Raw genomic sequence first — 23515 nt, 5'->3', positions numbered from 1 at the left:
CCAACAATCCTCGTTAGCGCGCTTCACTTGTTCCTTGAGCGGTGTCCTTTCCTCATCCAGAGGTGTCCATTGTCTTTCCTTAGTAGCAACCATCCTAGTTACTATTGCGTCCGTTCAATGTCCATTTCGCTATCCATGCCGATTATTCATCCTGAGTAATCGAATCTTCGTCCTGAAGATAACCAAGTCCTTGGTATTTCCTGTTCCGTGTCAGCATCCTTCCGACACCATTTATATTACCGATTCCTTACTTATCAGCAATGGGGCATAAGCGAGTTTTTTAAATAATTATTTGAATGCTAAATGTACATATCATTTTATTTCAATTGCTTAGGGTTGGGTTGTGCTTGATTTTGTAGTGAAGTATCGATATTTACTCACTCGCTTGTGCGAGATCTCGCACAAAGTTGTGAGTAAAAAGGTAGGGTTATTCGATAGAAGCGTCATGAGTCGAATTTAAGCGATTAAACCAGACAGCGACTGCCAAAGAATGCTCAAACCGATAATCGTAAAAACGGCACCACACAAAGCATCGATGTAAACGGTCGCTTCATGCAGTTTTTTCTGCAGCGCTTTGGTTGAAAGCATCCACGCTAGAAGCGAGAACCAAAACAGAGATAGACCAAATAGAATGATGAGCGCAAAGCCTTTACCCGCCAGAGACATGTCGGCAGGCACTAAGCTCGACATCAAGCTGATAAAGAACACCAAAGCCTTTGGATTGAGAATGTTGGTCATAAACCCTTTAGAAAATGCATCTCGTTTGTTGGTGAGAATCAGGTCTTTTGCGTTGACGACCTCTAAGTCATCATCATGATGTTGGATGATCTGCCATGTTGCTTTTAATGCCCCGAAACCGAGATACAACAAGTAGCTGCCCCCAGCCAATTGTATGATCGCAAATAGAGTTGGTTGCTGGTGGACAAGGTAACTGATGCCTGTCAGGCTCAGCAGTGAGTGCAGCAAGATCCCACAAGATAAACCAAGCGCGATGTACAAGCCGGTTTGGCGGCCGTGACGCGTCGCATTTTGCACGACTAACGCAAAGTCTGGGCCGGGGCTCATCAAAGCGATGAAGTGGATAGAGGCTAGGGTGATCAGTATGGTGACTTCGTTCATATCTGTTCCAATAACTCGGTTATTCTGTTTGGTTGCTGTTGATGGCCGCAGCTTACCGTGATTTCAAATCAGCTAATTGTAAATGATCAACATCTGGTTAATTTTCGAGGGAGTAACCCCTAAAGTGGCGCTGAAAAGCAACATCTTCGTATTCCGGCGGGCTTGTAAAACCTTACTGTTTAGCGCGTTTGTTCTTATTGTTATTACGCAGACCATCAAAGCTGAATATCACCAACGCTCCCCAAATAAAGGCGAAGGTAATCGCTTTGTCTGAGGTAAAGGCTTCACCGTAAATCAGAACCGCCAGTAAGAACATCAAGCTTGGGCCAATGTACTGGAAGAAACCGAGTGTTGATAGCTTTAATCGGGTTGCTGCACCAGTAAAACACAGCAATGGAACCGTAGTGATCACACCGGCTGCAACCAGTAATAGATTGAGTTGCATTGGGTTCATCGAGAAATTCGAGGTTGTGCTGTCTGCGATAAACAGTAAGTAGGTTGCCGCGAGGGGCAGCATCACTAATGTCTCAATGAATAAGCCGGTTTGTGCTTCTAAGCTGACTTTCTTACGCAGTAGGCCATAGATCCCAAAGCTGAAGGCGAGGGCAATAGCAACGATTGGCACAGAGCCAAACGCGATCAATTGAATGATCACGCCAATTGCAGCAAGACTAACGGCAAACCATTGAAGCTTGCGTAAGCGTTCGCCAAGGAAGAGCATCCCGAGTAACACGTTAATCAGCGGGTTGATGTAATAGCCCAAACTGGCATCGAGCATGTGATTGGAGTTGACTGCCCAGATAAAGATTAGCCAGTTAGCACCCACCAAAATAGACGTCGCGACCAAATAGAGCATTTTGGGTTTTGAGGTGAGGGTGTCTCGAACCTTACGCCAGCCACGACTCATGTGCAGTAGAAAAGCGAGTAAGAAAAAAGACCATACGACACGGTGGCTGAGAATCTCAAGTGGGGAAACGTCACTTAAAGATTTGAAATATATGGGTGCGATCCCCCAGATAGTGTAGGCAGCAACGGCAAGTAAAATACCCTGTCGTGTACGTTGTTGTTCGTCTTGTGTCATGTCACTTTCTCTAGCACTGGGTGCTTATTAATAAGATTTATAAAAAGAGTTGGTCAGTATAGGAGTGATAACCCTTTTCACCTAACAATTTGCGGTTTAATTCGCCAGCGTTCCCCTCTACAATGTGCGCCTTGCTTGCCAATGCTGCATGCTGACTTTATACCTTGATTAGGAACCACAATGACCGCCACTCTGATTGCTGAGCCCATACCCACTCCCGCGAATGATGCGCAAGATATCTTACAAGATGTCTTTGGTTATCAAAGCTTTCGCGATGGTCAGCAAGAGGTCATTGATTTGGCTATTGAAGGCAAAGACAGCTTAGTGATCATGCCAACGGGTGGGGGTAAGTCTCTGTGTTACCAAATACCAGCTTTGGTTCGAGAAGGGTTGACGCTGGTGATCTCGCCGCTGATCTCATTGATGAAAGACCAAGTTGACCAACTGAAGGCCAATGGTGTTGCCGCAGAGTGTATTAACTCCTCAATGCCACGCGACCAATTGTTGAATGTGTTCAATCGCATGAACTCAGGTCAGCTGAAAATGGTGTATGTGTCGCCAGAGCGGGTATTGATGCGTGATTTTATCGAGCGCCTGCAAGGTTTGTCGCTTTCGATGATTGCGGTCGATGAAGCGCACTGTATCTCTCAATGGGGACACGACTTCCGCCCTGAATACGCATCATTAGGCCAGCTGAAGCAGTATTTCCCGCATGTTCCTTATATGGCGTTAACAGCAACCGCAGATGATGCGACGCGCAAAGATATTATCTCGCGTTTGCAGTTGGTGGAGCCGCACACGTACTTAGGCAGCTTCGATCGCCCTAATATTCGTTACAACCTAGTTGAGAAACACAAACCTGTGTCTCAGGTAGTTCGTTACCTAGAAACACAGAAAGGCAATTGTGGCATCATCTACTGTGGCAGCCGTAAGAAAGTGGAGATGGTGACTGAGAAGCTGTGCAATAACGGTCTTCGCGCCGCAGGTTATCACGCTGGAATGGACACCGATGAGCGTGCTTACGTTCAAGAAGCTTTCCAACGTGATGATATTCAGATCGTAGTTGCCACAGTGGCCTTCGGTATGGGCATCAACAAACCCAATGTACGTTTTGTGGTCCACTTTGATATTCCTCGTAATATCGAATCCTATTATCAAGAGACTGGCCGCGCGGGGCGTGATGGTTTGCCTGCTGAAGCGATGATGCTGTTTGACCCTGCAGATATGGGGTGGCTGCGTCGTATGCTGGATGAGAAAGAAGAAGGCCCGCAAAAGCAGGTTGAGATGCATAAGTTGAATGCGATGAGTGCCTTTGCTGAAGCGCAAACCTGTCGTCGTCAGGTTCTGCTCAACTACTTTGGTGAGTATCGTGAGAAGCCATGTGGTAACTGCGACATCTGCCTCGATCCACCCAAGCATTTTGATGCCACCCAAGAAGCGCAAAAGGCGTTGTCTTGTGTGTACCGAGTGAATCAGTCATTTGGTATGGGTTACGTCGTTGAAGTGATGCGTGGTATGCAGAACATTCGCGTGCGCGATAATGGCCACGATAAGCTGTCTACCTACGGTATTGGCCGCGATCATAGCCACGATTACTGGATCAGTATCTTCCGACAGCTGATTCACAAAGGCTTGTTGTTTCAAAACATCACTCGTAACTCGACATTACAGCTAACAGAAGAAGCCCGACCGCTGCTGCGTGGTGAGATGTCTTTGGAGCTCGCTGTGCCTCGTTTAGATACCGCGGTGCGCAGTGCTAAGTCCGATAAACTGAGCAGTAAGAACTACGATAAGAAGTTGTTTGCGAAACTGCGCAAGCTGCGTAAATCGATCGCTGATGAAGATGGTTTACCGCCTTATGTGGTATTCAGTGACGCGACCTTGATTGATATGGCTGAAATACTGCCTACCTCATACGGTGAGATGCTGGCAGTGAATGGTGTTGGTCAACGTAAACTCGATAAGTACGCTGATCCATTCTTAGATTTGATTCAAGACCACATCACCACACACGGCTAATTGCAGGATCGTTTTCAGAAAAGTCATCGCTTATAAAACAATAAGCTCATAGAAAAAGAATAAGGTTGATAGGGGCATGACAACACAAACTGAATTTGGCTTGAGAGAGTATTTGGCGGCAGAAGGACGTTTATTGATTACGTCTCCAAGTTTTGATTTTGATTCTTACGAAGTATTAGGTGAGAAGTTGGTGGCATTGCTGTCAGCGTCAGTTGTTGAAAAACAATGGGACGCCGATATGCATTCTTGGTTGATTGATTTTGAAGGTTGCCGAATGTTCTTAAAGTCTGAACATTACAGTGAATCCATCTGGTTTGAGTCGTTAAACGCTGAAGAAAGCCGAGAAGAGTTTGATTATCTTGCGACGCTGTTTAAACGTGGTTTCTAGCGTTTAGCATTGCTTCTAAAAACTTGGCTTTTAAAACACAGCTTCTAGCGCTATTCACCAATAAAAGTGAGAATAAACGTTTGCGTTTGTTCTCACCGTTGCAGCCAATATTGATTAATGTATAATCGCCCGCCGCTCAATAGAGCAATTTATAGATACATTTTTTCATTCACATTATTGGTAAGAGCTTTCTTGGTTTATTCGAAGAAATGACTCGATTTGGGTTCCCTCACCCCCAAACCAAACTAAAAAGGTACAGCATGAGTAACTTTACCCCTGCGCAACAGCGCAAAGCCTTAGCACTACTAGTTTTGTTCCACTTGATCATTATTGCATCAAGTAACTATTTGGTTCAGATCCCTTTTACCGTCTTCGGTATGCACACCACTTGGGGCGCTTTCACTTTCCCGTTTATCTTCCTCGCGACCGATCTGACCGTACGCATTTTTGGCGCGCAGCTTGCTCGTAAAATCATTTTTTTAGTGATGTTGCCGGCACTGGCTGTTTCTTATTTCTTATCAGTGGTGTTCTTTGAAGGTTCATTCCAAGGGTTTAGCCAGCTGGGTGAGTTCAACTTATTTGTTGCACGTATTGCCGCCACGAGCTTCATGGCTTATTTACTCGGTCAGATCTTAGATGTGCACGTTTTTAACCGTCTGCGTCAGCTTAAACAGTGGTGGGTTGCCCCAACGTGTTCAACGCTATTCGGTAATGCCATTGATACTATCGCGTTCTTTGCAATTGCTTTCTACCAAAGCCCAGATCCATTCATGGCTGAACACTGGACTGAAATTGCGTTGGTTGATTACGGCTTCAAACTTATCATCAGCTTAGGTCTGTTTGTACCAATGTACGGTGTGCTTTTGAACTACATCGTTAAGAAGTTGACGACTGTGAACCCTGACTTTAAAGCAACCGGCGTTAATGTGTAGACTTTAAGGGGCGCTTCATTACGTCAAATGGATATGATGCCGATAAGAAAAAGCCCAAGTTAGTACGCTAACTTGGGCTTTTTTAATGCCTAGTATCAGATAGTTAATATCAAAGACATTCGATGTTGAGCGGCCAACCGATATCTGTCTGACGGTTCGACTCAATTTCCAATTCAGCAGCTGTGAGTGGGTTGCTGGCTAGCCATTGCTCTGACAGACTCAATGTTAGCTTGTCCTCTTGTGCCGTTAATGTCACTTGTGGTTCAAGGTCGGGGTTACGACGGTGAGTCAACAAAATCGCCAAACGAAGAATACGTAAAATACGCTTGCTGCTGGTGCCCGAGATAGCGTGTTGCTCTGGCAATGACGTTAGTTGCTCATGGTAGCGACGCACGAGTTCTCCGAGATAGTATTTTTGAGCACGTGTAAAACCAGGTAAATCTGAGTTTTGGAGTAAGTACGCGCTGTGTTCGCCGCCTTTTTTGAAATCGATGGTTAAACCAATCTCGTGCAGTTTAGCGGCCGTTTGTAAAAGGACACCAGCTTGAGGTTCTGATACCCATGCACTTGCCCCAGCTTGTTCAAACAGAGATTGTGCTAACGATGCGACTTGCTCCCCGTAAATGGTATCTATTTGGTAGCGAGACTGAACACTCGCAATAGTGCGAGCTCGAATATCTTCTTGTCGTAACTCATCTACCATCTCATAAGCCAGGCCTTCACGGAGTGCACCGCCCGCGAGAGTCATTGAATCTATTTTAAGTATCTCAAAGACAGCAATTAGAATTGACAGACCACTCGGGAATACGAGAGCACGTTCAAGGGTTAACCCTTCAATTTCTAATTCTTCAAGTCGCTCTGCTGCCATCGCTTGTTTTTGTAGGCGTTTCAGTTTGGCGTGAGTAATGACCTCATCCATACCTTGTGCCAACATGATTTCTTGCAAAGCTTGAACTGTGCCACTGGCACCGACACACACGTCCCAGCCGATATCAGTGTAGCGTTCAAGGATTGGAACCAACGTTGATTTTGCGGCTTCAATAGCATTATTAAAGTTGGTTGCGGTGAGTTGGCGATCTTTAAAGTGGCGTTCAAGCCAAGTAACACAACCCATTTTTAGGCTAGTCAATGCTTTGGCTGAGAAGCCCTCACCAATGATCATCTCGGTACTTGCACCGCCAATATCGACAACCAGTCGGCGGCCACTACCACCAGAAGTATGGGCTACGCCTTTGTAGATGGTCGCCGCTTCTTCTTCGCCCGAAATAACGTTGATGTCATAACCGAGTATCTGGTTGGCTTTTTCTAGAAATATATCCACATTGGTCGCGGTACGTAGAGTTGCGGTACCGACAATGCGGATATTGTCTTTTGGAATGTCTTGCAGTCGCTCTGCAAAGAGACTCAAACAGTCCCAGCCGCGCTGCATAGCTTCTGTGCTAAGCGCATTATTTTCATTTAAGCCAGCGGCTAAACGCACTTTGCGTTTAATCTTAGCCATGGTTTGAACGCTGCCGTCAATATGACGTACAACGAGCATATGAAAACTGTTCGATCCGAGGTCGATTGCAGCGTAAAGCGGGGGCGACACTGTTTGACTCATAAGCGACTAAGCTTCCTTGTTATGACGCGGTTGGCGTGGGCGACGATTCGGGTTTGGTTTACGGTTACCGTTGCGTGGGCCATTGTTGTTTGAGCGGCGTTGTTGCGGGTTACGTGTGCGTAAGCGCAATGGTGCTGGCAGATCTTCTAATAGTGCCGAAGCATCGTAGTCAGACATCGGGATAGCGTGCTCAATGTACTCTTCGATTGGTGGCAAGTTGATAGCGTAATCTTCACAAGCAAAACTGATTGAGTGGCCGCTTTCGCCAGCACGACCTGTACGGCCGATACGGTGAACGTAGTCTTCGCAATCGTCTGGTAGGTCAAAGTTGAATACGTGAGTGACTTGAGGGATGTGCAGGCCACGAGCGGCAACATCGGTTGCGACAAGCAGGTCAACTTCGCCTTGAGTGAATTGCTCAAGAATCTTTTCACGCTTCTTCTGTGGGACATCACCGGTTAGCAGACCAACACGGTGACCATCGGCAGCCAGGTGGCCCCAAACGGATTCACATTTGTGCTTGGTGTTAGCGAAGATGATCGCGCGATCTGGCCATTCTTCTTCGATTAACGTTTGTAGAAGCGCCATCTTATGTTCGTTAGAAGGGTAGAAAAGTTCTTCTTGAATACGGTGACCAGTCTTGCGCTCAGGTTCAACAACGACATGCTCAGGGTTGTGCATGTGTTCGAACGCAAGTTCTTGTACGCGGTAAGACAGCGTCGCAGAGAACAACATGTTCAGACGATCTTTAGGTTCTGGCATACGACGGAACAAGAAGCGGATATCTTTTATGAAGCCGAGATCAAACATACGGTCAGCTTCATCAAGCACAACGGCTTGAATATGATTGAGGTTAAACACCTTCTGCTTGTAAAAGTCGATGATACGGCCAGTCGTCCCGATTAGGATGTCTGCACCTTCTTCAATTTTACCCTGTTGCTTGTCGTAGCTTTCGCCACCGTAAGCCAGCGCTGCCTTGATACCCGTGCTTGCAACGAGAGAGTCAGCATCGTTAAAGATCTGAATCGCTAGCTCACGCGTTGGTGCCATAATAATTGCACGCGGCTGGTTAGGCTTACGCCCTTCATGCTCAGGTGTTTTTAATAGGTGGTTAAAAGTAGCAGTAAGAAACGCAAGCGTTTTACCAGTGCCCGTTTGGGCCTGGCCTGCAATGTCTTGGCCGGTGAGCAGTACCGGGAGCGCCAAGGCTTGGATAGGGGTGCAGTAATCAAACCCTTTTTTTTCCAATCCTTCAATGACTTGAGGAAGTAAATCCAAGTCGGCGAACTTTTGCTCTGTGATATGTGTCTTTTTCATTGCTATAGAATATCAGCTTAAGCTTGCAATACGAAAGTAAATACATTCCAATAGGGCATCTATTTACTGGTTATCATCCAACCAGTTCTAAAAAACACATTGGAGTGGAAGATGAGTGATAAGATTTTGCAGCTAACTGATGACGGTTTTGATAACGATGTAATCAATGCTGCAGGCCCGGTTCTTGTTGATTTTTGGGCTGAATGGTGTGGTCCATGTAAAATGATTGCGCCAATTCTCGATGAAATCGCAGACGAGTACGAAGGCAAGCTCACAATCGGTAAATTAAATATCGACCAAAATGCTGGTACTCCACCAAAATTTGGTATTCGCGGTATTCCAACGCTACTTCTTTTTAAAGATGGCGGCGTAGCTGCGACTAAAGTGGGTGCGTTGTCTAAAACTCAGCTTAAAGAGTTCCTAGACGCGAACCTATAATCAGGTGAGTAACTGAAAAGAAACCGTGCAGTTAACAAATGCGCGGTTTTGTTTTTTCTAAGCTATAGACTAGTCTTAGTTTTAGTGCTAATTTATCGCACGTTAATTGAACAAATTCTCTTCTTGGTCGAGCCTGTGACCAAATCCTTCTTAACTTAAGAAAACAGATCCTATTTTGACTAAACAAACTTCCACCACTATGAATCTTACTGAACTGAAGAACAGACCTGTGTCTGAACTTGTGAAACTTAGCGAAAGCCTAGGTCTTGAAAATCAAGCTCGTTTAAGAAAACAAGACATTATCTTCTCCATCCTTAAAGCGCATGCAAAAAGTGGTGAGGACATCTTTGGTGATGGTGTTCTAGAAATTCTTCAAGACGGTTTTGGTTTCCTGCGTAGCGGCGATAGCTCGTACCTTGCTGGGCCAGATGATATTTACGTATCACCAAGCCAGATTCGTCGTTTTAACCTTCGCACGGGTGACTCTATTGGCGGTAAAATCCGTCCACCTAAAGATGGCGAGCGTTACTTTGCACTGCTTAAAGTAAACACGGTTAACTACGACAAGCCAGACAACGCTCGTAACAAGATTCTTTTCGAAAACTTGACTCCTCTTCATGCCAACGAACGTATGGTGATGGAAGCAGGTAATGGTGCAACTGAAGATATCACAGCTCGAATTCTTGACCTTGCTTCACCAATTGGTAAAGGTCAACGTGGTCTGATTGTTGCTCCACCTAAAGCGGGTAAGACAATGCTTCTGCAAAATATTGCCCAAAGCATTGCTCGCAATCATCCTGAGTGTGAACTAATGGTTCTACTGATCGATGAGCGCCCAGAAGAAGTAACAGAAATGCAACGCCTAGTAAAAGGTGAAGTGATTGCTTCGACTTTCGATGAGCCAGCATCTCGCCACGTACAAGTTGCCGAAATGGTTATCGAGAAGGCGAAACGTCTTGTTGAGCACAAAAAAGACGTGGTTATCCTATTGGATTCTATTACTCGTCTAGCTCGTGCTTACAACACTGTGATTCCTTCATCTGGAAAAGTGCTGACTGGTGGTGTTGATGCGAATGCACTTCATCGTCCTAAGCGTTTCTTCGGTGCAGCGCGTAACGTAGAAGAAGGCGGCAGCTTAACCATCATCGCAACAGCACTGGTTGATACTGGTTCTAAGATGGATGAAGTAATCTACGAAGAATTTAAAGGGACAGGTAACATGGAACTGCACCTTAACCGTAAGATTGCTGAAAAGCGTGTATTCCCAGCGATTGATTTCAACCGCTCTGGTACTCGTCGCGAAGAGTTGCTTACCAAAAGCGATGAACTACAGAAGATGTGGATCCTGCGTAAGATTGTTCACCCAATGGGTGAAACAGATGCAATGGAATTCCTTATCGACAAACTCGCAATGACTAAAACCAACGATGAATTCTTTGACGCAATGCGTCGACAGTAATTTTGACCGGTTGATGGATATCAAAAAAGCGCTGCCTTCGGGTGGCGCTTTTTGTTTGCATTTTACCGTGCGAGCTTGCAGAATAACAAAAATTGTTAAAAGGAAGTTAAAATGCGACATGGACTGTTGTCATCATTACTCCTGTCTACTTCACTGTTAATGTCATCGGTTGGTATGAGCTATGCAACAGAGATGTCCCCACATACAGTAGAGTCTTGGCTTGAGAATGATCAAGTAAAATTGAAAACGACTGAATTATTCGAGCTTGTGGTACATGATGAGGTGGATTCTCTTCGTTTCGCACTTGAACGCCTGACATTTCCTCAACAAGAGGTCACTCGTTACCAACTCTTGAAAAAGCTTGAGCAACAAAAAATCGTACTCACTTCCAAGATGGCTCTTTTTATTGAGCAGCAACTTGCTATCACGCCCACTTATCAAGTGTTGGAGCGTGGGGATGGTTACGAATTTACGATACCCGCCTTCGATTACCCTTCCATTGCCAATCGACTCATCAAACAGTGGCGGCAAGATCAAAATACACAGCAGTTTGTGCTCGATGCAGAGAAGCAAGATCTCGATTTGAAGATGTGGTTGTCGGGCAATGAGTACCAAGTTCAAACTCGAGAGTCTTTGTTAATCAAGGAGCTCGATAGTTTGTCGCCTGAGGCTGTCGATTACCTAACGAAACAACTCACAACGTCTTCTATTGTGAGTTGGTTGCCCTCAACGGAGGTTGTCGTTCGATTAGCTCAAGTGAGTCAAGATCCTGAGGTATACAACATTTTATGGCGTATGAAGGCCGATTATTACAGCCAAGCTGAATTAGTGCGCCTTGCTGAAACCCAACAAGTCTTTGCACTTGAGCAAGTCATGGCTGCGACTAAGAATCCTCGTTTGAAGGATGAAGCCATTACTTTGCTTGCCAAGGTTAAGCCGCTGTCTGAAGAGGTAAAACAGTTCCTTGTCTCTAGGATGGCAATTGCTGATGAAGCGCCATTAGTCGCCCGTGAATTGGCCAAACAAGGTCATACGCGATGGTTGCAGGATCTTGTCAATGATAACCCTCAAGTGAAGAGTTCTTTAATCAAGCAAGCATTACCGTAAAGTGGATGTTATCTCTTAATAACCACACTAAAAAGGGGGACCTCAACGTTCCCCTTTTTGATATACTGAGTGCAGAATAATCAGCATGTAGAAGCCTTATGAGTTTTAAAGATTTACGTGATTTTATCGACCATCTTGAAAGTATTGGTCAGTTGAAACGCATTTCTCACCCCGTCGATCCTGACTATGAAATGACCGAGATTAGCGACCGAACTCTGCGTGCTGGTGGCCCCGCTCTTTTATTTGAAAATCCGGTAGGCTATGACATGCCTGTTTTGACCAACCTATTTGGTACGCCTGATCGCGTAGCCATAGGTATGGGGCGTCAAGAGGTTAAAGAGTTACGAGAGGTGGGTAAGTTGCTTGCCTACCTAAAAGAGCCAGAGCCACCAAAAGGCTTTAAAGACGCTCTTGATAAACTGCCAGTGTTTAAGCAGGTCTTAAACATGCCAGTTAAACGCCTTCGTAAAGCGGCGTGCCAGAAAGTGGTTTGGCAAGGTGATGACGTCGATTTAGATAAAATTCCGGTGATGAGTTGTTGGAGTGACGATGTCGCTCCCTTGTTAACATGGGGGTTAACAGTGACTCGTGGTCCGAACAAAAAACGCCAAAACTTAGGTATCTATCGTCAACAAAAGATCGGTAAGAATAAAATCATCATGCGCTGGTTAGCCCATCGTGGTGGAGCCCTTGATCTGCGTGACTGGATGGAAACTCACCCGGGTCAACCGTTTCCAGTCTCTGTCGCGTTTGGTGCAGACCCTGCCACCATTTTAGGTGCGGTTACGCCTGTGCCAGATACCTTATCGGAATATGCGTTTGCCGGTCTATTACGTGGTAGTAAAACAGAAGTCGTCAAGTCAGTCAGTAATGACTTAGAAGTTCCTGCAAGTGCCGAAATCGTGATGGAAGGTTACATCGATCCGAATGAATTCGCAGATGAAGGGCCTTATGGCGATCATACTGGTTACTACAACGAGAAAGAAAAACACCACGTGTTCACTATTACTCATGTCACCATGCGCGAGAACCCTATCTATCACAGTACCTACACTGGCCGCCCGCCGGATGAGCCAGCGGTATTAGGTGTGGCGTTAAATGAAGTGTTTGTTCCTATCCTTCAAAAACAATTTCCAGAAATCGAAGACTTCTATCTCCCACCGGAAGGTTGTTCGTACCGAATGGCAGTCGTCACCATGAAGAAGCAATATCCTGGTCACGCCAAACGAGTGATGATGGGGGTTTGGTCTTTCTTACGTCAATTCATGTACACAAAATTTGTTTTGGTATGCGATCAGGACGTTAACGCTCGAGATTGGTCTCAAGTAACCGCAGCGATGTGTAAATATATGGATCCGACACGCGATAGCCTGATGATAGAGAACACACCGATCGATTCTCTAGATTTTGCTTCTCCAGTCGTCGGTCTTGGTTCTAAGATGGGCTTAGATATCACTAAGAAGTGGGAGGCAGAGTTAGCGTTGTCATCAGATGTAGAAGCAGCCCCAGTTAAGAGCGAACATCTAGAAGGTGCTTTGGCTGAATTAGTTAAGCGTTGTTCTGAAATCATCGATATTCATCTGCAAAATGACAATGCCAGTATGGTTATCGTCTCTATTGATAAACAAGCGGCAGGTAATGGTAAAAAAATCATGGAAGCGGTTTGGTCTCAGTTTGATGAGAACAAGTTTGTCATCGTCTGTGATGGTGACGTTAACGTGAGTGACTGGAATGATATCATTTGGGCTGTGACGACAAGAATGGATCCGGCAAGAGATACGTTATTTCTACACAACGACACTGGATACTCCAAGATGGGTCTAGATGCGACGAATAAGTGGGAAGGCGAACGTCTTCGTGAGTGGGGCGTACCAATTACAAAAGATCCTGAGCTCGTCAAAAAAATTGATGGCATCTGGGAACAACTGGGAATTTCATGACCTACAAAATCGTGTTATATCCAGAAAAAATAAGCTTTACAGTAGAAAAAGGGCAAACGGTTTTGGATGCTGCGCTCAACAGCGATATCCACTTTCCAAACCGTTGCCAAGTTGGTGCATGCGCTATGTGTATGTGCAAAATATTAGAAGGCCAAGTGAGTTATCACCTTGAACCCATGCTCACAGAGAAAGAGCAGCTTCAAGGTTGGATTTTTGCTTGCCAAGCATTTGCAGAAAGTAATTTAGTTCTAACCTTTGCCGATTAAGGGTTAGTGAGAGGAAGAACATGACGATTAAATGTAAAGTGAAGTCTATCGAGCCGCTGGCTTGTAACACTTACCAAATTCTACTTCACCCTGAAACACCGGTGGCTTTTAAAGCTGGTCAATACTTGATGGTTGAAATGGGTGACAAAGATAAACGTCCGTTTTCTATTGCAAGTAGCCCTTGCCGCCATCAAGGCGAGCTTGAGTTACACATCGGTGCAGCTGAGCATAATGCTTATGCTTCAGAGGTGGTTGAGGCAATGAAAAAAGCACAGGCAGAAGGTGGCAATATTGCTATAGATGCACCTCATGGTGATGCATGGGTTAAAGAAGAGAGCGAGCGTCCTCTACTACTGATCGCTGGTGGTACAGGCTTTAGTTACGTGCGATCTATTCTGGATCATTGCATCGCACAAAACAGTAAAAAAGAGATTCATCTGTATTGGGGGGCAAAAGACGAGTGCCAGCTGTATGCCAAAGAAGAACTTGTCGACATTGCAGCAAAACACAGCAATGTTCATTTTGTACCAGTAGTAGAAATAGCGCCTGAAGTTTGGCATGGTCAAACGGGCAATGTGCTTGAAGCGATCAATCGAAGCTTCGAATCATTGGCTGATTTTGATATCTATATTGCAGGACGTTTTGAAATGGCGGGTGCTGCAAGAGATTTATTTATTCAGAATAAACAAGCAAAGCGTGATCATATGTATGCAGACGCTTACGCATTTATCTAACAATACTTTTGGATTTAGAACAAAAAGAGAGCAAAAATGTTCTCTTTTTTCCATTTAGGTGAACTATTAGGCATTTAAGCCTTATTTATTCATTTTTGATGAAAAAGTGGTTGCTAAGCTGAGAGGGGGGCTTATAATGCGACCCCACTGAGACAGCAGACGCCACAAGGCTTCAGCGAGAATCAGTAAGACGGAAGGCGACAAAAATTAATTTTCAAAAAAGTGTTTGACACTGAATGTTAATTCGCTAGAATGACCGTCCACTTCGAGAGGTGCCTTAGATAAAAGGAACGCTCAACAAGTGAAGCTCTTTAACAATTTAAACCTATCAATCTGTGTGGGCACTCGTTGATGAATATCAAAACGTTTTATCGTTAGATAAAACAGATTCTTCGGAATCAAACTTGATTTCAATGAACTGAGTGACCAATCGAGATTAAGTTTACTTAGTCTTGGCACAGTCAATTCATTATCATTCTGTTGGAATGATAATAGCTTTAGAATTACTTTTTGTAGTTTTGAAGTCAGTATTCGTTGAGTCGACAAAATCTTAAATTGAAGAGTTTGATCATGGCTCAGATTGAACGCTGGCGGCAGGCCTAACACATGCAAGTCGAGCGGAAACGACACTAACAATCCTTCGGGTGCGTTAATGGGCGTCGAGCGGCGGACGGGTGAGTAATGCCTAGGAAATTGCCTTGATGTGGGGGATAACCATTGGAAACGATGGCTAATACCGCATAATGCCTACGGGCCAAAGAGGGGGACCTTCGGGCCTCTCGCGTCAAGATATGCCTAGGTGGGATTAGCTAGTTGGTGAGGTAATGGCTCACCAAGGCGACGATCCCTAGCTGGTCTGAGAGGATGATCAGCCACACTGGAACTGAGACACGGTCCAGACTCCTACGGGAGGCAGCAGTGGGGAATATTGCACAATGGGCGCAAGCCTGATGCAGCCATGCCGCGTGTATGAAGAAGGCCTTCGGGTTGTAAAGTACTTTCAGTTGTGAGGAAGGGGGTAGTGTTAATAGCGCTATCTCTTGACGTTAGCAACAGAAGAAGCACCGGCTAACTCCGTGCCAGCAGCCGCGGTAATACGGAGGGTGCGAGCGTTAATCGGAATTACTGGGCGTAAAGCGCATGCAGGTGGTTCATTAAGTCAGATGTGAAAGCCCGGGGCTCAACCTCGGAACTGCATTTGAAACTGGTGAACTAGAGTACTGTAGAGGGGGGTAGAATTTCAGGTGTAGCGGTGAAATGCGTAGAGATCTGAAGGAATACCAGTGGCGAAGGCGGCCCCCTGGACAGATACTGACACTCAGATGCGAAAGCGTGGGGAGCAAACAGGATTAGATACCCTGGTAGTCCACGCCGTAAACGATGTCTACTTGGAGGTTGTGGCCTTGAGCCGTGGCTTTCGGAGCTAACGCGTTAAGTAGACCGCCTGGGGAGTACGGTCGCAAGATTAAAACTCAAATGAATTGACGGGGGCCCGCACAAGCGGTGGAGCATGTGGTTTAATTCGATGCAACGCGAAGAACCTTACCTACTCTTGACATCCAGAGAAGCCAGTGGAGACACAGGCGTGCCTTCGGGAGCTCTGAGACAGGTGCTGCATGGCTGTCGTCAGCTCGTGTTGTGAAATGTTGGGTTAAGTCCCGCAACGAGCGCAACCCTTATCCTTGTTTGCCAGCGAGTAATGTCGGGAACTCCAGGGAGACTGCCGGTGATAAACCGGAGGAAGGTGGGGACGACGTCAAGTCATCATGGCCCTTACGAGTAGGGCTACACACGTGCTACAATGGCGCATACAGAGGGCAGCAAGCTAGCGATAGTGAGCGAATCCCAAAAAGTGCGTCGTAGTCCGGATTGGAGTCTGCAACTCGACTCCATGAAGTCGGAATCGCTAGTAATCGTGAATCAGAATGTCACGGTGAATACGTTCCCGGGCCTTGTACACACCGCCCGTCACACCATGGGAGTGGGCTGCAAAAGAAGTGGGTAGTTTAACCTTTCGGGGAGGACGCTCACCACTTTGTGGTTCATGACTGGGGTGAAGTCGTAACAAGGTAGCCCTAGGGGAACCTGGGGCTGGATCACCTCCTTATACGAAGATACTTACGATGAGTGTCCACACAGATTGATTAGGTTTAGAAAAGTTAAGAGATGATATTGGGGCTATAGCTCAGCTGGGAGAGCGCCTGCCTTGCACGCAGGAGGTCTGCGGTTCGATCCCGCATAGCTCCACCATCTTTAAGGGTTTTTCCCTAAGAATCTTTAAAAATGGTTTCGAAAGAAATCAAGCTCTTTAACAATTTGGAAAGCTGACTGATTGATTACTTGCGAGTAATTCAATCAAATTTAAAAGTTCTCAATGTTTATCTTTCATTAGATAGACACAACAAACACATTCAAGTGTCTTGTATTCGATTCAAACTTGTTTGAATCACAATTGAGTCCGGCAAACAGTCATTGAGAATTAACCCTTCTTAATGACAACCAAAAACCTTGGTTGCTTTTTGTCTTCACTTTTTAAAAGTGAAAGCAAATTTGTATCATACACAAGACCCTTTCGGGTTGTATGGTTAAGTGACTAAGCGTACACGGTGGATGCCTTGGCAGTCAGAGGCGATGAAAGGCGTAATAACTTGCGATAAGCCCAGATTAGGTAGTAATAACCTTTTGAGTCTGGGATTCCTGAATGGGGAAACCCACGTGCATAAGTACGTATCCTGTTGTGAATACATAGCAACAGGAGGCAAACCGGGGGAACTGAAACATCTAAGTACCCCGAGGAAGAGAAATCAACCGAGATTCCGAAAGTAGCGGCGAGCGAAATTGGATTAGCCCTTAAGCTTTTAATGATGCAGGTGAAGAGTCTGGAAAGTCTCGCAGTAAAGGGTGATAGCCCCGTAACCGACACATCATAATCAGTGAAAACGAGTAGGGCGGGACACGTGATATCCTGTCTGAATATGGGGGGACCATCCTCCAAGGCTAAATACTACTGACTGACCGATAGTGAACCAGTACCGTGAGGGAAAGGCGAAAAGAACCCCTGTGAGGGGAGTGAAATAGAACCTGAAACCGTGTACGTACAAGCAGTAGGAGCACCTTCGTGGTGTGACTGCGTACCTTTTGTATAATGGGTCAGCGACTTAATTTTAGTAGCAAGGTTAACCGTTTAGGGGAGCCGTAGGGAAACCGAGTCTTAACTGGGCGTACAGTTGCTAGGATTAGACCCGAAACCAGGTGATCTAGCCATGGGCAGGTTGAAGGTTGAGTAACATCAACTGGAGGACCGAACCGACTAATGTTGAAAAATTAGCGGATGACTTGTGGCTAGGGGTGAAAGGCCAATCAAACCTGGAGATAGCTGGTTCTCCCCGAAAGCTATTTAGGTAGCGCCTCGGACGAATACTACTGGGGGTAGAGCACTGTTAAGGCTAGGGGGTCATCCCGACTTACCAACCCTTTGCAAACTCCGAATACCAGTAAGTACTATCCGGGAGACACACGGCGGGTGCTAACGTCCGTCGTGGAGAGGGAAACAACCCAGACCGCCAGCTAAGGTCCCAAAGTATAGCTAAGTGGGAAACGATGTGGGAAGGCTCAGACAGCCAGGATGTTGGCTTAGAAGCAGCCATCATTTAAAGAAAGCGTAATAGCTCACTGGTCGAGTCGGCCTGCGCGGAAGATGTAACGGGGCTAAGCTATACACCGAAGCTGCGGCTATGTACCTTAGGGTATGTGGGGTAGGGGAGCGTTCTGTAAGCCGTTGAAGGTGGTCTGTAAGGGCTGCTGGAGGTATCAGAAGTGCGAATGCTGACATGAGTAACGATAAAGGGAGTGAAAAACTCCCTCGCCGGAAGACCAAGGGTTCCTGTCCAACGTTAATCGGGGCAGGGTAAGTCGACTCCTAAGGCGAGGCCGAAAGGCGTAGTCGATGGGAAACGGGTTAATATTCCCGTACTTCTTACAATTGCGATGGGGGGACGGAGAAGGCTAGGTGGGCCTGGCGACGGTTGTCCAGGTTCAAGTACGTAGGCGGGTGGTTTAGGTAAATCCGGACCGCTACTAACGCTGAGATACGATGTCGAGCTACTACGGTAGTGAAGTCATTGATGCCATGCTTCCAGGAAAAGCCTCTAAGCTTCAGATTGTAAGGAATCGTACCCCAAACCGACACAGGTGGTCGGGTAGAGAATACCAAGGCGCTTGAGAGAACTCGGGTGAAGGAACTAGGCAAAATGGTACCGTAACTTCGGGAGAAGGTACGCTCTTATCAGTGAAGTCCCTTGCGGATGGAGCAGACGAGAGTCGCAGATACCAGGTGGCTGCAACTGTTTATTAAAAACACAGCACTGTGCAAAATCGTAAGATGACGTATACGGTGTGACGCCTGCCCGGTGCCGGAAGGTTAATTGATGGGGTTAGACTTCGGTCGAAGCTCTTGATCGAAGCCCCGGTAAACGGCGGCCGTAACTATAACGGTCCTAAGGTAGCGAAATTCCTTGTCGGGTAAGTTCCGACCTGCACGAATGGCGTAATGATGGCCACGCTGTCTCCACCCGAGACTCAGTGAAATTGAAATCGCTGTGAAGATGCAGTGTACCCGCGGCTAGACGGAAAGACCCCGTGAACCTTTACTACAGCTTGGCACTGAACATTGAACCTACATGTGTAGGATAGGTGGGAGACTATGAAACCGCGTCGCTAGATGTGGTGGAGTCGTCCTTGAAATACCACCCTTGTAGTTTTGATGTTCTAACGTTGGCCCCTGAATCGGGGTTACGGACAGTGCCTGGTGGGTAGTTTGACTGGGGCGGTCTCCTCCCAAAGAGTAACGGAGGAGCACGAAGGTGGGCTAAACACGGTTGGACATCGTGTGGTTAGTGCAATGGCATAAGCCCGCTTGACTGCGAGAATGACAATTCGAGCAGGTGCGAAAGCAGGTCATAGTGATCCGGTGGTTCTGAATGGAAGGGCCATCGCTCAACGGATAAAAGGTACTCCGGGGATAACAGGCTGATACCGCCCAAGAGTTCATATCGACGGCGGTGTTTGGCACCTCGATGTCGGCTCATCACATCCTGGGGCTGAAGTCGGTCCCAAGGGTATGGCTGTTCGCCATTTAAAGTGGTACGCGAGCTGGGTTTAGAACGTCGTGAGACAGTTCGGTCCCTATCTGCCGTGGGCGTTGGAAAATTGAAAGGGGCTGCTCCTAGTACGAGAGGACCGGAGTGGACGAACCTCTGGTGTTCGGGTTGTCATGCCAATGGCATTGCCCGGTAGCTAAGTTCGGAATCGATAACCGCTGAAAGCATCTAAGCGGGAAGCGAGCCTTGAGATGAGTTTTCCCTGGCACTATAAGTGTCCTAAAGGGTTGTCGTAGACTACGACGTTGATAGGCAGGGTGTGTAAGTGCTGCGAGGCATTGAGCTAACCTGTACTAATTGCCCGTGAGGCTTAACCATACAACACCCAAGGGGTTTTGTGGACTCAAAGAAAGACCAGACCTTGAATGCGTTTGAAGAGATAGACTTTTAAATCAGTTTTCCAGATTATTTTGCCTTCAGTTTTTAAAAAACTGAAAGTAAAAGCAAAATTTGCTTGGCGACCATAGCATTGTGGACCCACCTGATTCCATGCCGAACTCAGAAGTGAAACACAATAGCGCCGATGGTAGTGTGGGGCTTCCCCATGTGAGAGTAGGACATCGCCAGGCTTTAAATTAAATCTTTAGGTTGACCGACCTGGAGATATGGACGCTCACTTAGTGAGTTGACCACTGCGGAGTGGTAGTTCAGTTGGTTAGAATACCGGCCTGTCACGCCGGGGGTCGCGGGTTCGAGTCCCGTCCACTCCGCCACTTATTAGAGAAGCCCTGCTAGAAATAGCAGGGCTTTTTTGCATTTGAAGAAAAGTGTTTGTTGTTAGGTTGTATGAGTGTTGTAAAGGCACCGAGCCGCTGCACTTGATGCTATTCCGGCATATATTAGAAAGCCTAGTCTGACGATTAGGCTTTCGTCGTTTCCGGCATATGTGTTTTATTATTCGTCTTCGAGTTTTGTATAAACGTTTTTCGTTGATCACAAGCTCTGGTATTTCGCCACTTATTATAATGGCCCTGTTCTTTCTAATAGGGCTTAATTACGCTAGTCGATGTTGTAATCGCCTCTATGAATAACCTTCTGAGTGTCTCAGAGAGGTGTAGTTCCTAGTAAACAGAGCTGGTTGATAAAGAAGCCTCGCTTTTATTGACTCGGTTTTGTTGGTTTGAAAACACTTGCTCTACTCTTCTACTTCAAAGAATTGACTCAATAGAGCAGCTACGTAAAGGTCGGTTTTAAGCTTTTTATCGTTTGAATATTAAGTGGGCATCTGTCTGCGGGTAAATATCTTTAAACGCCTTCTCTTAAGGTGAGACTCATTTACTCTTGGGCTTAAAGCTATCCCTTTTCTCTATGACTCCCCCTGAGTCTCTTCTATGGGCTTGTTTAAACGACATACAGATACAATTAAAGTCGTTCTCCGTCTGTTTGAGAGGCTCGATTGAGCAATTTCATGATTAGTTGGTTTAGTGGCATTGGATGGGTAGGGTTCGAGGCGTTTGGTTTATAGCTATTGTAGAAGTTATCTAGGGGTAAGTAGCCGATACAAAAAAGCCGATGCTAGGCATCGGCTTCATGTTCGTTGTATCGGTTTAAGCCGGCTGAACCAGAGCGAGCGCTTTACGAGAAACTTCGTGAGCCGCTTTGGTTAAGTTCTGCTTTTCTAGTGCATCAGATAGGTACCCGTAATCCGATACATTTGAGCGAAGTGCCAACGCTTTTTCAAGGTGGTTTTGTGCTTCTGCCCACTTCTGCTCTCTTAGGTAGAATTGAGCCAATGCACTATGTGCTTCGGCATTGCTCGCATCTTTACTGATAGCGCGCTCTAGCATCACCACAACTGGGTGGTGATCGGCTAGATTAAGCTCGGGTAGGAGCATGTAGAGGTCATTTGAGCCGCTCTTAGCAATGTTTTCTTTAATCACTGTGAAGGCTTCTGAATCGGCTTTACGTGCGATCAGCTGTTTTACAAAACATGAAATAAGATGTGGATTTTGTTTCTTCTTCCTTGAAAGCTTATTCCAATGGCTGATTAACCCCTCGCTACCTTGTTGCTGAGCGACATCGTGAAGTAAGCCGCATTGCGCTTTTTGCTCTAATTCAATGTGTTCATCAGTTGTAAGAAGTTTGTTTTTAGCTAGCTTAGGCGTTAATTCCAATAATGGCTGCCACAGCTGAAGATGTATGTAAGTGGTTTTGAGCAAGTCAAGCACAGCGGTGTTATTTGGGTACGAACGCTTTAGGTTTGACAGCGTATCGAATGCCGCTTCATAGTTCGAATCACTGATTTGTTGTTTCGCTTTGGTGAGCTCAACGGCAAGCAATGAATTATCTTGTTGGCTCGCAAGTTCGATGTATTTATCGCGCTTACTGATATTACCTTGTTCATGTGCTGCTTGAGAAGCAACCAAATAACACAGTAGAGGCATGTCGTGATGGTTAGCCCAGCGAGTAACCTTTTTCTCTGCGCCTTTCCAGTCACCCTCTAGAAGTTTAATGATGCCTTCATTGGCATAACGACGAGAGCGTTTAAGTTTGCGTACACTGAACCAGTTCCAAGTCGTTGAACTTGCGTTAACAAGCTTTTTAAATAGGTACTCTAATCCGAATAAAGCTGCGAGAGCAGCAATCACAAAGATAACCAGAGTTGTGACGCTCATTTCAATGGTTTTATTCGCAATAGAGATCAGGACATAGCCTTGCTGACCTGAGAATTGAGTTCCAACTACCAGTCCTGCACCTAGAATGAGAAAAAGAAAAATCCAACGAATCATTATTTTTCCTCCGTGGTCATAACGGTGACTTCACGACGTAGGCGTTCGCGTATTACGTCTGACAATTCATGTTGAGATTCAAGTTTTACAGGGTATTTCACGGAGATGTTTTGCTCTCTCAACTGCTTGATTGTTTTCTCAAATTCAATTACAGAGTTGCTATCTTGGTTTAGGTATGACTTTGACCACTCATTAGCCGTTTGTAGAGCTGTAGTATAGATATCACTTTGCTCTTTGTAGACGGCACGAATGGCGGTCTCCAGTTTGGCTTTGATATTTTCACGTAAGTAGAAGTGCTGCTCTGGTGAGAGTAACGGTATGGCTTCACCATCGCGGCTACGGAAGGTGATGAAGTTTTCTGAGAAGTCTTTTATCGACGTCAGCAGATTATTCTGCCAGTCGTTAATATCTTGCGAGACTGCCTTTTTCTCCACTACCGCAGCTTCAGGTAGAATCGCATTGGCAAGCGGTAGCGTATCGACTTGCTGTTGTAGGCTTGTGATGCGGAGAACTAAGCCATCACGGTCGATCAGAGGAATCGTGCGAAGCTTAGTAATATCGTTGGTCATTGATTGGCGCAGTGATACCAAGCTTGGGTCATTGAGCGCTGCAATACGTTGATCGGCGCTTTCCATTAATTTGGTTGCGCTGACAGCGTCATGCTCAAGGAACAGTTTACGTCCTGCGAGTTTTACGAGGTAATCGGCTTCAGCCAGTAACCAATCATTTGGACGACGACCTTTCACATCAGCCACTGCCAACTGCAAGCTTTGAATGCTCTTCTGCTGTTGAGATTGTACGACTTGAGTTTTCTCCACCGCGTGTGCAGTTGCTTGGATAGTCTCTTGCTTGATGGTTTGCAGGTCTTTATTTACTGCTGATTGGGTATTTTTCAGTTGTGCTTGAAGAGCGGCGATTTGTTTTGAATATTCAGCGCTTTTTTGCTGCATTTGAAACGCAATACCGCCGCTGAAAATAACAGAAATAGCGATCGCAATCGCGCCCAGTTTGACACCTCGTTTGCCTTGCTTCTCTGCTTTCTCTATTTGCTCTTTATGTTCTGCTTGAGGTTGCGCGGTATTTGACGCAGAGGCATTAAGTTTGTGCTTTGGTTGTTTTGTCTCTGTTGATTCAGTTTTTTCGTTTTCAGTAACTACTGGCTGAATGTCTTGTTTCTGTTCAGGTTCAATATGCTCGTTATTTTTTTTGCTTGTCATGCTTATT

15 protein-coding genes, 2 tRNA genes and 3 rRNA genes are annotated in these 23515 nt (G+C 46.0%); 14 read left to right on the top strand and 6 right to left on the bottom strand.

What is annotated here, in order from left to right; all coding sequences use genetic code 11:
- Positions 1 to 456: 456 nt before the first annotated feature.
- Together OCU36_RS13635 and rarD are read right to left on the bottom strand one after the other, a co-directional pair.
- The gene (locus tag OCU36_RS13635; RefSeq protein ID WP_261838420.1) at positions 457 to 1119 is read right to left on the bottom strand and encodes a LysE family translocator; all 663 of its coding nucleotides are present in this window, start codon (positions 1117 to 1119) and stop codon (positions 457 to 459) included.
- 172 nt (positions 1120 to 1291) lie between these two features.
- Positions 1292 to 2200, bottom strand: a complete 909-nt coding sequence (gene rarD / locus OCU36_RS13630; protein WP_261838419.1) for an EamA family transporter RarD — start codon at positions 2198 to 2200, stop codon at positions 1292 to 1294.
- Positions 2201 to 2380: 180 nt separating this feature from the next.
- Between rarD and recQ the strand changes: the two genes are divergently transcribed.
- From recQ to OCU36_RS13615, 3 genes are all read left to right on the top strand, one after another.
- Positions 2381 to 4219, top strand: coding sequence for an ATP-dependent DNA helicase RecQ (recQ, locus tag OCU36_RS13625; RefSeq protein ID WP_261838418.1), 1839 nt, complete (start codon positions 2381 to 2383; stop codon positions 4217 to 4219).
- A 76-nt stretch (positions 4220 to 4295) separates the two neighbouring features.
- Positions 4296 to 4607, top strand: coding sequence for a DUF3630 family protein (locus OCU36_RS13620; RefSeq protein WP_261838417.1), 312 nt, complete (start codon positions 4296 to 4298; stop codon positions 4605 to 4607).
- A gap of 260 nt (positions 4608 to 4867) precedes the next feature.
- Positions 4868 to 5539 carry a 7-cyano-7-deazaguanine/7-aminomethyl-7-deazaguanine transporter gene (locus OCU36_RS13615; RefSeq protein ID WP_261838416.1) on the top strand — a complete coding sequence of 224 codons (672 nt, stop codon included), beginning with the start codon at positions 4868 to 4870 and terminating at the stop codon, positions 5537 to 5539.
- Between the two features lie 109 nt (positions 5540 to 5648).
- Here OCU36_RS13615 and gppA read toward each other — a convergent pair whose 3' ends face one another.
- Both gppA and rhlB read right to left on the bottom strand, forming a co-directional pair.
- Positions 5649 to 7142 (bottom strand): guanosine-5'-triphosphate,3'-diphosphate diphosphatase, encoded by a 1494-nt coding sequence (gene gppA / locus OCU36_RS13610; RefSeq protein WP_261838415.1) that lies wholly within the window; start codon positions 7140 to 7142, stop codon positions 5649 to 5651.
- A 6-nt stretch (positions 7143 to 7148) separates the two neighbouring features.
- Complete coding sequence (gene rhlB, locus OCU36_RS13605; RefSeq protein ID WP_261838414.1) at positions 7149 to 8459, bottom strand: ATP-dependent RNA helicase RhlB; 1311 nt, start codon at positions 8457 to 8459, stop codon at positions 7149 to 7151.
- A gap of 111 nt (positions 8460 to 8570) precedes the next feature.
- Between rhlB and trxA the strand changes: the two genes are divergently transcribed.
- The 11 genes from trxA to OCU36_RS13550 all read left to right on the top strand — a co-directional run bounded on the left by trxA (position 8571) and on the right by OCU36_RS13550 (position 20275).
- Entirely contained in the window at positions 8571 to 8897 is a 327-nt protein-coding gene (trxA, locus tag OCU36_RS13600; protein ID WP_010440700.1) for a thioredoxin TrxA, read from the top strand.
- A gap of 199 nt (positions 8898 to 9096) precedes the next feature.
- Positions 9097 to 10356 carry a transcription termination factor Rho gene (gene rho, locus OCU36_RS13595; protein WP_029222011.1) on the top strand — a complete coding sequence of 420 codons (1260 nt, stop codon included), beginning with the start codon at positions 9097 to 9099 and terminating at the stop codon, positions 10354 to 10356.
- Positions 10357 to 10467: 111 nt separating this feature from the next.
- On the top strand, positions 10468 to 11463 hold the full coding sequence (locus tag OCU36_RS13590; RefSeq protein ID WP_261838413.1) for a hypothetical protein: 996 nt from the start codon (positions 10468 to 10470) through the stop codon (positions 11461 to 11463).
- 98 nt (positions 11464 to 11561) lie between these two features.
- Positions 11562 to 13403 (top strand): 4-hydroxy-3-polyprenylbenzoate decarboxylase, encoded by a 1842-nt coding sequence (ubiD, locus tag OCU36_RS13585; RefSeq protein ID WP_261838412.1) that lies wholly within the window; start codon positions 11562 to 11564, stop codon positions 13401 to 13403.
- Positions 13400 to 13669 (top strand): 2Fe-2S iron-sulfur cluster-binding protein, encoded by a 270-nt coding sequence (locus tag OCU36_RS13580; protein WP_261838411.1) that lies wholly within the window; start codon positions 13400 to 13402, stop codon positions 13667 to 13669. The genes ubiD and OCU36_RS13580 overlap by 4 nt, the downstream gene beginning before the upstream one ends.
- A gap of 20 nt (positions 13670 to 13689) precedes the next feature.
- The gene (fre, locus tag OCU36_RS13575) at positions 13690 to 14403 is read left to right on the top strand and encodes an NAD(P)H-flavin reductase (RefSeq protein ID WP_261838410.1); all 714 of its coding nucleotides are present in this window, start codon (positions 13690 to 13692) and stop codon (positions 14401 to 14403) included.
- A 552-nt stretch (positions 14404 to 14955) separates the two neighbouring features.
- Positions 14956 to 16510: ribosomal RNA gene (locus tag OCU36_RS13570) — 16S ribosomal RNA — on the top strand.
- Positions 16511 to 16577: 67 nt separating this feature from the next.
- Positions 16578 to 16653, top strand: a tRNA-Ala gene (locus tag OCU36_RS13565).
- Between the two features lie 333 nt (positions 16654 to 16986).
- A 23S ribosomal RNA gene (locus tag OCU36_RS13560) occupies positions 16987 to 19880 on the top strand.
- Positions 19881 to 20015: 135 nt separating this feature from the next.
- Positions 20016 to 20131: ribosomal RNA gene (gene rrf / locus OCU36_RS13555) — 5S ribosomal RNA — on the top strand.
- The 16S, 23S and 5S rRNA genes sit together here with 2 tRNA genes alongside, the layout of an rRNA operon.
- A gap of 67 nt (positions 20132 to 20198) precedes the next feature.
- A tRNA-Asp gene (locus OCU36_RS13550) sits at positions 20199 to 20275 on the top strand.
- An 834-nt stretch (positions 20276 to 21109) separates the two neighbouring features.
- Here OCU36_RS13550 and OCU36_RS13545 read toward each other — a convergent pair.
- Together OCU36_RS13545 and OCU36_RS13540 are read right to left on the bottom strand one after the other, a co-directional pair.
- Positions 21110 to 22291: a heme biosynthesis protein HemY gene (locus OCU36_RS13545; RefSeq protein ID WP_261838409.1), complete on the bottom strand. Its 1182-nt coding sequence runs from the start codon at positions 22289 to 22291 to the stop codon at positions 21110 to 21112.
- A complete protein-coding gene (locus tag OCU36_RS13540; protein ID WP_261838408.1) occupies positions 22291 to 23508 on the bottom strand; it encodes a uroporphyrinogen-III C-methyltransferase in 1218 nt (405 codons plus the stop codon). The genes OCU36_RS13545 and OCU36_RS13540 overlap by 1 nt, the downstream gene beginning before the upstream one ends.
- Positions 23509 to 23515: the final 7 nt, after the last annotated feature.

Origin of the sequence: Vibrio artabrorum, from assembly GCF_024347295.1 — a bacterium.
Classification (GTDB): domain Bacteria; phylum Pseudomonadota; class Gammaproteobacteria; order Enterobacterales; family Vibrionaceae; genus Vibrio; species Vibrio artabrorum.
Note: the sequence above shows the minus strand (reverse complement) of the source record. Positions and strands in the feature narration are given on the sequence as shown.